The sequence below is a fragment of the Arenibacter sp. S6351L genome (genome assembly GCF_023016025.1).
GTDB lineage: Bacteria > Bacteroidota > Bacteroidia > Flavobacteriales > Flavobacteriaceae > Arenibacter > Arenibacter algicola_B.
This window is the reverse complement of the sequence record NZ_JALKBB010000015.1, coordinates 71322-87179: the sequence shown is the minus strand read 5'-3', so window position 1 is coordinate 87179 and position 15858 is coordinate 71322. Positions and strand designations below refer to the sequence as shown.

The window sequence follows — 15858 nt, the reverse complement described above, 5'->3', positions numbered from 1 at the left end:
CTACAATATGCAGATTATAGTTCATTATCTGCCATTATTTACAACGGTATTTATAATGAATACTATTAGCAACCAAATTCCAAAATAATTTTCAATAACATCTGAGAATTTGAATTAAATATGTTATGAGCGAATCATATAGAACAAAGAGATTTACTATAAACGATTTAACTAAAGTCCGTCAGGTACATTCACCAAAGATATCACCTGACGGCAACCACATCGTTTATGGAACTAGCGTTCAGAGTTTGACTGAAAACACTAGGAGCGATCTTATTACAATCACTTCTCCGGATAGGACGATCAAAAAAACAATTGCAAAAGGAACTGCCTATTGTTGGTCTCCTTCTAGCTTGGAAATAGCCTATGAATCAGAGGATGGGAGTTTATGTATTTATCATTTATTAAAGAGAAATACAATACGACTTGCCAAAATATATCATTCCTCCCATTTCATAAACCATTTGGAGGACAAGAGTCCAATTTGGTCTCCCGACGGGAAATATATTGCGTATCTGAGCGCACCTATTATTAAATCCAACAATAAACAAGATCCAGGGACAAGAGTATTCAACAGACTTCTATATAAGTCTAAAGGAGGAGTTGGCAGAACTTATTACAATGATAATCGATTTACACAAATTTTCATTATTCCAGTTTCAGGAGGCGTGCCAGAAATGATTACCGAAGGGCCATATAACCACCACTCTATCTCCTGGTCCCCTGATACTTCGGAGATAGCATTTATCTCCAATAGATCATTAAACCCTGATGGAAATCAACTTAATGACCTATGGAAAATTAATATAGAAACGAAAGAAGTAACTAAGCTTACCGAAAGTAAAGGAACGGCTTATCAGCCAAAATGGTCTCCACATGGGAATTTCATTGCATATCTGGCTACAACTGGCTTAATAAACACCAACGATAGTATGGCTGAGGATACACATGCGTTCTATTTACCATCTTATGGAGGAACTTCCATTTGTTTAACCGAATCTCTAGATCGGAGAGTAGATAATATTTCTTGGCACCCTAATGCGAAATACATTTATTTCACCGCAGAAAATGAAGGTAGGTTAACATTGCTTAAGGTGTTCCTCGACTCTAAAAAAATTAAAGCAGTTTTAGAGGACGGAGATTATAGTGTTCATGAATACTCAATGGATTTTAAGGTTGAAAAAATATGTTACTCTAGATCCGATATTCAAAATCCTGATGAAATTTTTATTACTCAACCGGATCGTTGTACAAAACAACAGTTAACCTATGAAAATAAAAACCTAATCGATGAATTTGAGCTGCAGAATGCCAAATCTTTTTGGTTTAAAAGCTTTGATGAAACACCTATACATGGATGGTTAATGAAACCTATAAATTTTGATGCCATGAAAAAGTACCCCCTGGCTTTGGTCATTCATAGTGGCCCCCATAATATGTTTGGCTATAAATTCGAAGAACTGATGCAATTACTTGCTGGGTGTGGGTATGGGGTTTTGTTTATCAATCCAAGAGGTAGTAGTGGCTACGGGCAAACATTTTCCAATGGAAATTTGATGGATTGGGGCGGGGGCGACTATAAAGATTTAATGAATGGTCTAGATTATGTCATTAATTTGAACAATTGGATAGACAAGCAAAAATTAGTGGTTACTGGTCAAAGCTATGGAGGTTATATGACTAACTGGATTATTACCCAAACCAATCGATTTAAGGCCGCAGTTGTAGATGGGGGAATAAGTAATCTTATCAGTTTTTCAGGAACCTCTATTTTGAGTTCCCTCATGGAATCGGAATTTAAAGGTAACATCTATAACAACTACACCGCTTTATGGAGATGTTCTCCCTTGAGGTGTGTGGACAAGGTAAATACACCTACATTATTCCTTCATGGTGAAACGGATAATGAGGTTCCCATATCACAGGCAGAGGAAATGTATGTGGCATTAAAGAAATTAGGTGTAAAAACAACCATGGTACAATATATAGGAGAAGGGCATGGTTGGAGGCCTAACTTAACACCTAAAAACAGGCAGGACCTGTACAGGCGCATGATAAATTGGTTTGATTTACATATAAGCGATGATTAAGCTTACATCCCTTAATGTCTTTTTACAAAATAGTAATTAGATATTTAAACAAAGTAAAAATCATTAAAATTAGGAAATATGAAAAAAGAGAATTGGCTATTTTTTGTTATAACACATGTTATATTCTTAGGTATCTGGGGGGCACTTGTTGAAATCCCCGAAAAAAATGGGTTTCCGGCAACCCTAGGATATGTAGTATGGGCATGTACAATGATTCCAGCTGCCGTTGTAGCCCTGAAAATTAACAATTGGCAATTAGAGTATGACAAAAAGGCAATGTTCTTGGGCTTTTCGATAGGCCTCCTGGGATCAATCGGACAATTGGTTCTTTTTATAACATTAAAAATAGCACCTGCATACCTCGTTTTTCCACTGCTCTCTTTGACTCCCGTTGTTACAATCTTACTTGCTGTCGTATTTTTAAAAGAGAGAACTGGGCTTTTGGGGTGGCTTGGGATCGGCATTGCTGTTCTCGCTATCCTAATGCTTTCCTATCAACCGCCTGGAGATAAAACAGTCGAAGGATATTTATGGCTGATTTTAACATTAATACCTCTGCTAGCATGGGGCGCCCAAGGGTTTATAATGAGGTTTGCAAATGAATCAATGAAAGCAGAAAGCATCTTTTTTTATATGATGGTTTCATCGGTTTTACTTATTCCCATGGCAATTTATTTGACCGACTTCTCAGAACCAATCAATTGGAATTTTGATGGGCCTTATTTGACGGCCATAATCCAATTCTTGAATGCCTTTGGAGTATTATTTCTCGTTTACGCATTCAGGTTTGGAAAAGCAATTATTGTCGCTCCGATGACTACAGCGCTGTCACCAGTCTTAACTGTTGTTATATCCTTGGCCATTTATAACATAATACCACATTTTATTATAATAATCGGTATGGTTTCAGCAATTGCAGCTGCTTTCCTAATGGGTATTGAAGAAACAAAAGAGGAGAACCAAACAGTTAACTAAAAATAAGAACCACATAGGAATAATTCCAAAAAACATGAATATTGCAGTTGCACAATTCCAGCCACGAGATGGAGATAAAAAATATAATCTATCAACTATTGAAGGTTTAACAAAAAAAGCAAAAAGTAAGGGAGCAGATGTCATCAGCTTTCATGAAATGTCGATCACTGCCTACACTTTTACAAAGGATTTGAACTTAGAACAGATTACGGAGTTAGCGGAGGATGTGCCCTTGGGAAAAAGCACCCAAGAATTGATAAGGATATCCAAAAAATATGATATACCTATCCTTGCGGGCCTTGTTGAAAAGGAGGGTGATAGTATATTTAATACTTACATATGTGTAAACAGCAAAGGTCTTATCACAAAGTACAGAAAATTACACCCATTTATAAACCAGTATATGTCGGCTGGAAACGAGTACGTGGTCTTTGAATTGTTAGGGTGGAAGTGTGGTATTTTAATTTGCTATGACAACAACGTCATAGAAAACGTCAGGGCCACCGTATTAAAGGGAGCAGAATTAATTTTTGCACCACATGTTACAGGTTGTACGCCATCCTACATGCCAGGTAGAGGCTATGTTGATGATATGGTTTGGCAAAACAGGCATGAAGACCCCGTTCCCTTAAGACTCGAATTTAGTGGTCCGAAAGGTAGAGGATGGTTAATGAGGTGGCTTCCAGCTAGAGCTTATGATAACGGAGTTTACTACGCCTTTACCAACCCGATAGGTTACGACGGGGAACATTTGAAAAACGGCAACTCCATGGTTATTGATCCCTATGGCGAAATATTATCTGAAATAAATTCATTTGAAAATGATCTGACAATTGCAACCATCACTAAAGAAAAAATAGAATTGTCAGGGGGATGGAGGTATAGAAAATCCAGGAGACCGGAATTATATAAGGAAATAATTGGAAAAAACAACAACTCTGATACGACTCCTATTTGGACAAAGGATATCCCAATGACCAGAAAGTAAAAACCTTTTAGGCACCAAAATCTAGGGTATCAGCAGCCTATGAGACCTGGCTGCTGCAAATTAACACAAGAAAATAGAATTCAATAATGAAAAAAAAAGCAATTATCGTTACAGATGGTCTTTTACATACGGAGTATGCGAAAACATCCCACGGACTGATCCGAGGATCTAATCGCTTTGAAGTGCTGGGTGTTATCGATTCAAAACATGCAGGTTTGGACGCAGGAGAAATTCTAGATGGGAAGCATAGAGGAATTCCTATAGTTGCATCAATTGACGAGGCAATTACAAAATTTATCAGCATAGACTATCTAATCGTTGGGGTAGCCACAAAGGGAGGTATACTATCCAAAACTATATTAAGCACGATTAAGCAAGCCATTACTTATAAAATCCATATTGTCAATGGTCTTCACGACTTACTGTGTAAGGAGGAAGATATTGTAAAAATTGCAGCCAAAAATGAGGTTGAGTTGATTGATATTCGCAAACCAAAATCTATAAAAGATCTTCATTTTTGGACCGGCGAAATCTTTAACATAGATATTCCAATTATCGCCGTTTTGGGAATGGACTGTGCCATGGGAAAGCGTACCACCACCCAGTTAATGATCGAAGCCTGCAACAAAGTTGATATCCATGCAGAAATGATTTATACCGGTCAGACAGGTTGGATGCAAGGTAGCAAGTATGGTTTTATATTCGATTCCACTATTAATGATTTTGTATCAGGAGAATTGGAACATTCCATAATTAGTTGTTGCTATGACACCAAACCGGACATGATATTTTTGGAAGGGCAATCTAGTTTAAGAAATCCAAGTGGACCATGTGGATTGGAAATGCTTATTTCTGGAAATGCCAAACATGTGGTACTAGTCCATGCACCGAACAGAAAATATTTCGATAACAATTCGGAATGGGGTAATATACCATCCCTGGAATCAGAAATCGAAATTATTGAAAAATTTGGATCTAAAGTTATAGCCATTGCACTAAATACAAATGGCTTCTCATTTGAACAAGCTAAATTCACGAAATCGGAATTAAAGAATTTATTAAATCTTCCAGTGGTTCTGCCAATTGAAGAAGGAGTTCAAGAAATTATTACAGTCCTTAAATCACTAAAAAATGAAAATAAAAGAAATTAATGCATTCTCTCAAAATTTAGCCCTTTCAAAGCCATATAGCATTGCCTACCAAAAAATTTCCGATGTAAAGAATATATTCCTTGTGGTTACATTGGAAAACGGGATTATAGGTATCGGTTCTGCCAATCCAAATTTCGAGGTAGTAGGCGAAACTCCTTCACAAACTCTAGAGAATTGTATTTCAGATTTTTGCCAATCTTTTGTAGGGAAGGATATTCGCCACTTCAGGAATATAATCAAAAGTATCGAAACCGCTTTTCCAAATAAACCAGGAACTCTTGCCATATGGGATATAGCCTTACACGATGCATTTGGTAAATATTTAGACATCCCTGTTGTAGGACTGTACGGACAATGTATTGAACGACTACCTACTTCCTGTACTATAGGTATTATGGGTGTTGAGGAAACTTTAAGAGAAGCAAGAGAATATGAAAGTTTGGGATTTAATGTGCTTAAAATTAAAACTGGACTAGACATTGAACTTGATATCGAAAGAGTAATAAAGCTTAATGAAAGATTTAAAAAATTAACTATTCGTGTAGATGCCAATCAAGGTTATACAAAAGAGCAACTATTACAATTCGTTCGTGCAACGGAGAAGTATAATCTACAACTAATTGAACAACCTATCCCGGTAGGAGATGAGAGCCAGTTGGTTAAATTGGATGAAAAAATTAGAAAATTATTAGTGGCGGATGAAAGTCTTAAAAATAGCACTAGTGCAGTAACTTTAGCTGTAAAACCACAAATCTTTGGCGTCTATAATATTAAGTTGATGAAATGTGGAGGCCTTATCGGGGCTTTCGAAATCGCAACAATCGCTAAAGCTGCCAATATAGATCTCTTTTGGGGTTGTAACGATGAAAGTATTGTAAGTATTACTGCCGCATTACACGCCGCGTTTGCCTGCCCGAATACTAAATATCTGGATTTGGACGGTAGTCTTGACTTAGCAGAAGATCTAGTTCATGGAGGGTTTATTCTGAAAAATGGAGAGCTGAGTATTGGCGGAAAATCAGGATTCGGAGTTGAAATTAATTAATTTAATATTTAAGCAACTATTGTTTTTATCTTGTGCACATGTGGATTGACATTTATAAATATTGACTTATTGAATATTGAATATGCACTTTTTCCTAATGTTCTAAAGCGTGGGATTTATAGATATCCCTTCGATATCCGCCTTAAAAAACACACGAAACTACGGCTTAATTAATCCTTGGGGTTTCCTTTCGGGATAGTTTTCCTATACCACAGGTCTGTTTTATAGTTATGTTCTTGGAAGTGTTCACTGCTCTCATTTTGCATCGCCTTGACATAATTCCAAACAGGAGTTTATCTTGCCAAGTTTACACACCTTCCATTCAGGTCCTTAATAGCTTTCACTACGTAAATTACTTACAAATCTTTTTTCTGGACAAGCTCCACTTCACCATTGAAATTGGGTGGTCTTGCTTTATTTAGCTCCAACGTCACCCCATTTCATAATCGTTTTACGGAACTTCTGCCCAAAGAACTTCACACTACGACCGGTCAGGATTCTTGGCGTGGAAATGGGAATTTAGTCCTTGTTTTACCATATAATTCAGCGTATTTAAAATGGATCGACTTGGGTATATCTTGGTAATTAGTAAATTCATAAAATTTCGATAAAGGTGAATCAAAAACCAAGGAGCCATTTTACAGTTATCCATTTGAATACACCCATGAAACTGTCCGATCGTAACAAATTTATTTGCGCCCCTTAAGAACCTTTTTCTTGACAAGGCCAACAATTACTTCTTTTCAGTTTTCTTGGGTAGTCAATTCAAGTTTAATTACCCCATTTATGGTTTTATTCAGCTAAGTATAACATTGTTATTCTAGACCTAGCCTTTCTAGATAAGTTAACACCATAATAGAAATATCTTTATGGTTGTTTTTCATATAATACAATTTAATATTTTGTTAAATGGAAAAGGGGTTAAGCCATAAAGCCACCCCTAATTCCAAACTAACTCAACCAACTCAACTAACTCCGTTTTGAACAATTATGCATTATATATTTTGACATTTTTAGTTGAACTAAATATTTTCGCCCATATCTTTCCAATTGTTGAGACTTTGATCAATTTCTTTCAAACGCAGAATAGGATGGTAAGCAGATCAAATATTAAACATCTCGAATATATAGACAACTATGGAAATGAACTTTAAACAATCATCTGTTGCCATTTCATTTTATTTAGTTAATCAAATATGCTACCGGGATGTTCAAATGGTACATTGGGATTTGCATCCCACCACACCTTGGTCAGTAAACCATCTCCGCCGATTCTATCAGAAGCTTCTTCATAATTGGAGCTATTAAAGTTAGCTTCGGCAAAAGGATACGTTAATCTCCTTGGTATTTGACCATCGGTATCGCCAACCATTGATCCTATTAATATTTTAGGATAACCTGTCCTTCTCCATTCGGCGAATGCTTCATAGATATTAGGGAAAAGAGCAACACTTTTCTGCCTAATAATTTGCTCCAACTGTTCTTCTGCATTTCCTTGAAGGGTTGCAATAGGGTCCAACATAAACTCATCAATATCGGCATTGTCGACCCCATGAAGTTCCATATTTGCCCTAATACCTCTTTTATACCAAGTATCTGCATCCGTTTGGCCCAGACCTAATATCGATTTTGATTCAGCAAGTGCAAAACATACTTCACTATAATCCATCACATATAAATCCACAATAGGCTCCCTATATTTTACTCCAACCTTACTTAGGACACTATCCTGATACATTGCAAATTCATTTTCCCCCAAAAGGCCGATTGGCCTACCTCTGTAATTCAATAAGCTTGGGTCATCCTGACTTTCTGCCAGTGCAACTGATCTAGGCGTAGGTGTTGCCATTATGGGACGTCTCGGGTCTTCACCCTCATTTAAGATATCAATAATCGCTTTACCCATATATCCATTAATTGCCCCATTGTTAAACACAATTTCATTGTATAACGAATTTTGATTGCTTTCAAAATCGTCACTGGTTGTGACAAAGGCATTTTCACTATTATCTTGAATAAAATCCGAAGTAAGTACATCGCTAATCTCTGTTGAAGCAAGAGAAGGATCTACATAACGTACCCTTAGTGCCAATCTCAACCTCAAAGAATTGGCTAATTTTTTCCATTTAATAATATCACCGGCATAGATCAAGTCAGCACTACCGAAGTTATCAGTAGAATTTTCATCAAGATCACCAGCAGCTTCTTTAAGTTCGTTCAACATATCTTTATAAATACTCTCTTGTGTGTCGTACTTCGGTTGTGCTATCACTTCTTCGGACGGTTGCACTGCCTCTGAGTAAGGAATATCCCCATATAAATCCGTCAGATATTGAAAGATATATACTCGCATAACCCGAGCTATGGCATTTCTATTAATTTTTTCAGGATTATTATTGGTCAACCTGATTATTTCTGATACATTAAGAAGATTGTTATACCCTTTATTAAATTCTCCTCCATAATCAGTAGCATCAAAAATGAGACCACCTCCGGACGCCCAATAACCCGCAAAACTGGCAATTCTACCGGTAGGCTTATTATCACTTATAAAAACCTCTTTTTGTACTTTAGTTAAGAGTAAAGCTTCATCAAGTTGTTCTTTCGTTAACAAGGATGGATCTGTATTCAAACTTTCGAAATCATCAGTACATGAATTGCCAATTACAAGCACCGTGGCAATCACAGAAAACATTTTAATTAAATTACTATATTTCATCACTTCGTATTTATTTGTTTATATCATTTAAATCTTATGCGCAACTTACAATGAGATTGACATCAATAATTAAATAAGGTTTTGGTCATTGCCTCATTATTAAATTCGATAATTGCTATCATATCAAAATCCCAAATTGAGATTTACTCCAAAACTCCTTGTTGATGGAAGGGTATAAGACTCTGATCCTTGTGTGCTAGATTGAGAACTAAAGGCTGCTTCAGGGGTAATACCGATACCTTGCATGTGCTCTTCGATATACCAAAGGTTTCTTCCTACCAAGGAAATTTTGGCGCTAGAAAACACAGATTTCTTTAATAATGATTTAGGAAAATCATAAGCTAGGCTAACTTCCCGTAGTGAAATATAGCTTGCGTCAAGAACAAACTCCTCCAAAATATCGTTTCTGGTCCACCGCCCCGTTAAATCAAGCCTAGATAATTCAATGTCACTCTTTTCGCCTGCTGAAAGATGTAAAACCTGATTCCCATTTCCGTCATCTATATAATAATCGTTTTCCATCACACCGTCGGCTATTCCCACCCATTCACCTTCTGAATTTTGAAAGAGATTCTGGTCTGTAAATACGCCTGTACCTCGTGCAGCTTGAATATATTTAGTACCTGATAATAATTCTCCTCCCATTTTTATATCGATAAGGGTATTCAAGGTAAAGCCCTTGTACGAAAAACGATTTGTAAGTCCTCCGACCCAGTCTGGTTGAATATTCCCTAAAACCTTCACCTCTGTGCCATCCCGTTGGTATCTTCCAAAATTATCCAATAATTTTTCGCCTTTTTCATTTCGTTTATACGCAAAACTTACAATATTTCCAAAGTCTTCTCCTGGCCTAGCTTCAATTGTCCCCCATCTATCTTGTCCCATTTGATGTGCCTCGATTCCATCCACCAGGGATACAACCTTTGATTTATTCTTAGCATAATTAAAAATCAGGTCCCATTTAAAACTGTTGGACATTTTAATTGGAGTAGTGTTGATCAACAATTCAATTCCTTCATTGGTTATTTCACCAGCGTTGATTACCATTGTCCCAAAACCGGTGGCGTCTGAGATATTCACGGGCAATATCTGATTATTTGTGGATGAATTGTAATAAGTCACATCAACACCTATCCTATTATTGAACAAGCGAATATCTGCGCCAAATTCTACCGCTTGTGTCAGTTCATTTTTTAAATCGGGATTTGGTATCCTATTTTGTATTTGAGCCATACCCTGTCCATTTATGGTTTGGGTCGAGCTGGTATATCCGGTGGTAGTTAGATACGGATTAGAGTCGTTCCCAACCTCGGAATACCCTGCCCTTAATTTACCAAAAGTAAGTGCCTTGGATTTCAATCCGAAGGCATCGGTAAATACAAAACTCGTAGCTACCGAAGGATAGAAAAACGAATAATTGTTCCGACCCAAAACGGACGACCAATCATTTCTTGCAGTACCATCCAAGAAAAGATAATTCTTGTAAGCTATTTGCCCAGCTGCGAATACCGAATTCATTTGCCTTTCCACTTTTTCATATCTGGGAGTTACCTCGTTGGCATTGCTGATGTGATATAACCCAGGCGCCCTAAGATTGGTTCCTTTCGCTCCAGTAACTTCCCTACTGGAAACCAATTGGCTTGCCCCTAAAGTTAACGAACCTGAAAAACTGTTTGAAAAATCTTTTTTGGACATCAAGAGTATATCGCTATTACGTTCCTTCACATGCCAAGTGTAATTACTTACCAATCCTGTTCGTGCACTACGACTACCAATTGCACTTCTATTGAAACGTTCATCAGTATAAAAATCTATGCCTGTTCTTCCCTGAACACTAAGCCAGTCGGTCATATCGTACCTTAAGGATACAAGGCCAATTATACGGTCTCTTTCATCTTCATTTCTAATTTCATTAATGGTCCAATAGGGGTTTTCGAACCTTGTGGTATAAAATAGGGGATTCCCATTCTCATCCTTATAGTTCCTTGCTTTTTCCATATCAACATGTCTTGGTAACTGAATCAGTGCGCTCATTATATTTGAAGAACTTGCAGAAACACCAGGCCGTTGACTTCCCTTGTGGTGAATATAATTGACTTTGGCATCAATCGACAATTGGTCTGTAATTTTTGCCATACCTCTAAAATTGACAGTTTGTCGGTTAAAAGTACTTCCAGGAATATTTCCTTCATTCTTTAAATCCGATATCGAAAGCCTCATGTTGGCCTTGTCATTACCTCCATTCAAGGCTATAGTATTTGTTGCCGTATATCCCGTTTGAAAAAAGTTCCTAACATTGTCGGGATAAGGAATCATTGACATGACTTTTGTCGGATCCGCCCAATCTGCCACCAACTGGCCTTCAAGTAAGGGCCCCCAACTCATTATTGTACTACCCTCATTCGGAAGAATTACTTCATATTCGACCCCATCAATAATTGTTGATCCACCTCCATTAAAGGAAGTATAGTCATAACCAATTCCAAACCTATTTTGAAAGGTTGGAACTGTTGCCACTTCATCCATGGTTACATTTGAATTTAATGAAATTCCCAAGCCTTTCCTTGAAGAACCAGACTTGGTAGTGATCAAAATCACCCCATTGGCTGCTCTAGCACCATAAAGCGCCGCTGCATTAGGGCCTTTTAGCACAGTCATGGACTCTACGTCATCAGGGTTTATACCTGAAATTCCGTCCCCATAATCGACACCTCCCCCAGCGTAATCCGCAGGGTCCAGATTCTGATTATCAATAGGCACACCATCAATCACATAAAGTGGCGCATCATTTCCAGAAATCGAACTATTCCCTCGGATGACCACTCTAGAAGAGCCACCTGCACCTGTGGCGATATTCGTCACCTGCACACCTGCCACCTTACCTGCCAGTGAATTAGCAATGTTGGTTTCCCTTGCTTCTGTAAACTCTTCACCTTTTACTTCCTGGGCAGCGTAACCCAAGGCCCTCGTTTCTCTTTTGATTCCCAAAGCAGTTACGACGACCTCATCCAATTGACTAGAATCTTCCTCCATACTAAGGTTCACAGTGGTAGAAGAGCCAACAACCACGGTTTGTGTTTTCATTCCGAGGTATGAAAAGACCAGGGTACTTCCTGTAGACACATTAATTGTATAATTACCATCAAAATCTGTCTGCACACCGTTTGTTGTTCCCTGCTCTAGAACATTGACCCCCGGCAATGGTCCGCCATTTGCCTCAGTGACTGTTCCCGAAACACTCAGTCGCTGGGCATACGCTGTATGCAACAGGAATAATACCAAGCTAAGAGCTAAAATGATCTTTTTTTTCATGAAATTAGTTTTTAGTTATTATTAAAGCATTTAATTGGTTATGAAATGTAAAATTGTTCTCAGAAATAAGCATAAAATTAAGTCTCCCTTTAATTTTAATATAAAAATAACAAAAAAGTAATAAATTATTTTTCTTTTACTTTCATTTGATTCAAAAATAATAAAAAATAATAAAAAAACAAGTATACATTAAAATTAATTTAATATCGGAGCACTAAGAATAAATAATTCCCCAACTTGTAACTACCCATCAATACAACTATTACTGCCAGGCTAAAAAATTAAGTTGTCCAAAAGGCAATATTGCCCGTTCGTAGGACCGTTTTTAAATTCCAATGGACTAAAAACATGTGTGGTAGCAAACTTAAGGCTGCTTAAACAGCATAAAAATTATGTTTTGTCGATATAATCATATAATATCGACACAATGTTATAATGAAGCTTACCATAATATTGGACGTCCAAGGTTGATATGATGCATTCAAGGCTAAATTCTTTCCATATAAGATATAAGCCCCTATTAAACTAACCTAGAGGTAAGAAGACCATTCACGCTTATTTCTATTAGTTTCAGGCCGCAAAAACTAAATTATTTCGTAATTACCCGAGGATTGACACGCAATATTTAAGGCTGTCTAGAATTAAAGTAATACGCCTTAATCCTTAAAATGATGAGGTCCAATAGATGGACAACAGTAAATTCAAGAAAAGGTAAACTCAAGAAAAAGAGAGCTCGTGGAACCAAGGGAAGTACTTAGAAAAGCCTTATAGGAAAGTCGAGCGGCCATGGTCAATATTTGAACAAATACCTAAAGACCCAATTAAAAATTTAAAAAAAACCGCTGATAGCCAAATGAAAATAATTACACATTAGGAAAAAGCAACCCTCAACACCAGTCATGCCAGATTTCACATGAAACCTAAACACCAATACTTTCGGAAAAAACTTTGGTGCAATTTTGATATTAAAGTAGACCCCAACTTTTCCTGTTATTCTATTTCTATGTGACCAACGTTCATATTAACTAACCCCCTACAAGTCATAAGAAGAAAACTCTTTACAGACTTCACCTGGTTATCGCATATAAATAATGAAACGAAACTTTTTAAGTTATTTTTATATATTTATAGCCTTTTAATTTTATATTAGCTATTGGTGTCATCTATCAATTTATCTTAATTAAACTTATTTTTTATGAAAAAGTCCTTACCCACAATCTCAGTACAATCATTCAACTCAAACTCCACTCACGCCAAACTCTAAGAATATTTAACCAAGCCCTGTTTGCTATAAATGTCCAAATATTTACAATAACACCTGTGCTGGTACCCGGAAAATGAATGTATTAAGGAAAGTTAATAATTGACCCGGATGTCTCGTTAAGGACAATTGAATAAATATAATCGCGGCCAAAATTGGAGAAGGTATAAAATCAAAACTGGATCAAAATTATCGGCAATAATCTAAAGTAGAGACTTTCAATATTGTCAAAAATACATTTTAGTTCTTGTAGAAGCATATAATAAAAGATAAAGCACCATCTAGAACAGGGCTCATAAGGTAAAAAATGAATTAAGAATTAATCACATTCGAAAATAAACTAGTCATGCTCAAACAATACTCAGCAGTAATTACTATTATCACTCTTTTAATTTCATGTAAGGAGGAAGTTAGTCCTAAACAACTACAAGAAGCAAAAATAACAAACGAAATGTTCGATCATCACTATATTGTCAAGAATCTGCCGGGCGAAACTGATTGGGGGTATGGATGTTCCGTAATTGGAGATTTGGACAATGATGGAGATTTGGACTTTGCTTTTAGTGGAGCAGATGGATTTTACTGGTTTGAGAATGACACTTCGAATGAAAGTTTATGGAAAAAACATCTGATCGGAACAATGCCAATAAGGGCCTTGGGAGCCGCTATCCATGATATAGATCAAGATGGTTGGGCAGACATCGTAATCGGCGGGTTTTGGTTTAGGAACAGTCAAAATCCTAGGCAAGAAAAATTTGAAAAATATCAATATGATATTAGTATTGATTCCAATATCCATGACATCGTAATAGCGGATATGGATAATAATGACATAAAAGATGTGGTAATAATAGGAGAACATGAAGGTGTCTTTTGGTACGAAATACCAGAAAGGCCAATGAAACCGGTACAATGGAAAAAAAACCTAATAACATTAGATGTTTTAGCAACAAAGGACCACATCCATGCCGGCTTTTTTCCGCAGGGAATAGGGGATTTGGACGGTGATGGCGATATGGACTTGGTACTTCCGGATAGATGGTTGGAAAATATAGACAGGAATGGTACAAAATGGGAAAAACATCAGTTACCATTTGGAAAAAGAGGTCCTTTTGGTCTATCCTCTAGAAGTTGGATTATTGACCTTGATAATGATGGAGACAATGATATTGTAATGACCGATTGTGATCAGAAAGCTTCTAGGGCAGCATGGTTAGAAAACAACGGGTTTGAAAATCCAGAATTCACAACACATTTTTTGCCCATGTCCGCACCTGGCATAAGAGGATCTTTTCACTCTCTGCATGTAGCTGATTTTGACAATGATGGTGATCAAGATATTTTTACCTGTGACCAGGAAGACGACACCCTTTTCCCTGAAGGTGCCAATCCAAGGTGGTACATTTGGGAAAATATAAGCAACGATGATCAAATTAAATTTGCAGAACGGATTATATTGGACAAAGGATTAGGAGGACATGATGCACGTGTAGGAGATGTTGATGGAGACGGAGATTTGGATATTCTGTCTAAAGTATGGAACCTATGGCCTGGAAATGCGAATGATGGTAAAGAACATGGGGATTACCTGGAGAATAAGTTGCTAAACAACCCAAAATGATATTATGTAATCTTGCTCCAAAAAGTTATAGAATTCCTATAGTTTTACTACATCCTATCCTTTACTAGTGCCTATAAAATAACCTTAGCTCGTATTTAGTAATATTTCCCACTTTTTTACTGCTCATAAGTTCTATGGAATTGCTGCAAAAAAGTGAGTAACTAAATAAGGGTCATGCTTCTGTTTTTCAATTGTACACTTCTAATTCAAATTCCTCTATAGTTTTATACCCCAAAGTGGAGTACATTCTTCTACAGAGGTACCAAGTTTCTAACAATTGAAAGACGAATTGATCGGCTTCCGAGCAGACTAAAATTAGTCCGGTACGTATATTGATTTTTTATTGTAAAAAAAATAACCTGGTTAATTATATGACATTCAAATGTTTAACCAATTATCCGCTTTTGATTTTCACGGATAGAATTATGGAGAATTTTGGTCCTATCTACGATTTTTGAATTGAACTGGAACAAGTCCTTGGCATGTAAGAGATTGATGACGGCTACGGTATCAAATGACTCAAAAGGCAGTGATATCAGTGGTGCTCTTTCTTTAAATGTGCTGTTTGGTCCAATAATCAGGAATCTCATTTATGGATTTCATTTTGAAAAAGTTATATATACCAAAAGAGAAAACAGAGCAAGGTATTCAAGGGAATAGTAGAAAATAGCAATGGCATTTGGTGGGTATTTTATA

9 protein-coding genes are annotated in these 15858 nt (G+C 36.8%); 6 read left to right on the top strand and 3 right to left on the bottom strand.

Annotated elements, in window-relative coordinates:
- The first annotated feature begins 125 nt into the window (after window positions 1-125).
- The 5 genes from MWU82_RS13420 (at window position 126) to MWU82_RS13400 (ending at window position 6249) form a co-directional block, all read left to right on the top strand.
- Window positions 126-2090: a S9 family peptidase gene (locus MWU82_RS13420; protein ID WP_247096756.1), complete on the top strand. Its 1965-nt coding sequence runs from the start codon at window positions 126-128 to the stop codon at window positions 2088-2090.
- Window positions 2091-2168: 78 nt separating this feature from the next.
- Window positions 2169-3065 carry an EamA family transporter gene (locus MWU82_RS13415; protein WP_247096755.1) on the top strand — a complete coding sequence of 299 codons (897 nt, stop codon included), beginning with the start codon at window positions 2169-2171 and terminating at the stop codon, window positions 3063-3065.
- On the top strand, window positions 3028-4053 hold the full coding sequence (locus tag MWU82_RS13410; RefSeq protein ID WP_348646993.1) for a nitrilase family protein: 1026 nt from the start codon (window positions 3028-3030) through the stop codon (window positions 4051-4053). The genes MWU82_RS13415 and MWU82_RS13410 overlap by 38 nt, the downstream gene beginning before the upstream one ends.
- Before the next feature lie 86 nt (window positions 4054-4139).
- The gene (locus tag MWU82_RS13405; protein ID WP_247096754.1) at window positions 4140-5204 is read left to right on the top strand and encodes a DUF1611 domain-containing protein; all 1065 of its coding nucleotides are present in this window, start codon (window positions 4140-4142) and stop codon (window positions 5202-5204) included.
- Complete coding sequence (locus MWU82_RS13400) at window positions 5185-6249, top strand: dipeptide epimerase (RefSeq protein ID WP_247096753.1); 1065 nt, start codon at window positions 5185-5187, stop codon at window positions 6247-6249. The genes MWU82_RS13405 and MWU82_RS13400 overlap by 20 nt, the downstream gene beginning before the upstream one ends.
- Window positions 6250-7435: 1186 nt before the next feature.
- Here MWU82_RS13400 and MWU82_RS13395 read toward each other — a convergent pair.
- Window positions 7436-8968, bottom strand: a complete 1533-nt coding sequence (locus MWU82_RS13395; RefSeq protein ID WP_247096752.1) for a SusD/RagB family nutrient-binding outer membrane lipoprotein — start codon at window positions 8966-8968, stop codon at window positions 7436-7438.
- 123 nt (window positions 8969-9091) lie between these two features.
- The gene (locus tag MWU82_RS13390; protein WP_247096751.1) at window positions 9092-12280 is read right to left on the bottom strand and encodes a SusC/RagA family TonB-linked outer membrane protein; all 3189 of its coding nucleotides are present in this window, start codon (window positions 12278-12280) and stop codon (window positions 9092-9094) included.
- Window positions 12281-13887: 1607 nt separating this feature from the next.
- Here MWU82_RS13390 and MWU82_RS13385 point away from each other — a divergent pair.
- The gene (locus MWU82_RS13385; RefSeq protein ID WP_247096750.1) at window positions 13888-15162 is read left to right on the top strand and encodes a VCBS repeat-containing protein; all 1275 of its coding nucleotides are present in this window, start codon (window positions 13888-13890) and stop codon (window positions 15160-15162) included.
- Window positions 15163-15548: 386 nt separating this feature from the next.
- Here MWU82_RS13385 and MWU82_RS13380 read toward each other — a convergent pair whose 3' ends face one another.
- Window positions 15549-15752, bottom strand: a complete 204-nt coding sequence (locus tag MWU82_RS13380; protein ID WP_247096749.1) for a hypothetical protein — start codon at window positions 15750-15752, stop codon at window positions 15549-15551.
- Between the last annotated feature and the right edge of the window lie 106 nt (window positions 15753-15858).

Coding starts and splice junctions, on each gene's coding strand:
- MWU82_RS13400 (WP_247096753.1), top strand. CDS start 5,185: ATGAAAATAAAAGAAATTAATGCATTCTCTCAAAATTTAGCCCTTTCA.
- MWU82_RS13395 (WP_247096752.1), bottom strand. CDS start 8,968: ATGAAATATAGTAATTTAATTAAAATGTTTTCTGTGATTGCCACGGTG.
- MWU82_RS13420 (WP_247096756.1), top strand. CDS start 126: ATGAGCGAATCATATAGAACAAAGAGATTTACTATAAACGATTTAACT.
- MWU82_RS13415 (WP_247096755.1), top strand. CDS start 2,169: ATGAAAAAAGAGAATTGGCTATTTTTTGTTATAACACATGTTATATTC.
- MWU82_RS13405 (WP_247096754.1), top strand. CDS start 4,140: ATGAAAAAAAAAGCAATTATCGTTACAGATGGTCTTTTACATACGGAG.
- MWU82_RS13390 (WP_247096751.1), bottom strand. CDS start 12,280: ATGAAAAAAAAGATCATTTTAGCTCTTAGCTTGGTATTATTCCTGTTG.
- MWU82_RS13385 (WP_247096750.1), top strand. CDS start 13,888: ATGCTCAAACAATACTCAGCAGTAATTACTATTATCACTCTTTTAATT.
- MWU82_RS13380 (WP_247096749.1), bottom strand. CDS start 15,752: ATGAGATTCCTGATTATTGGACCAAACAGCACATTTAAAGAAAGAGCA.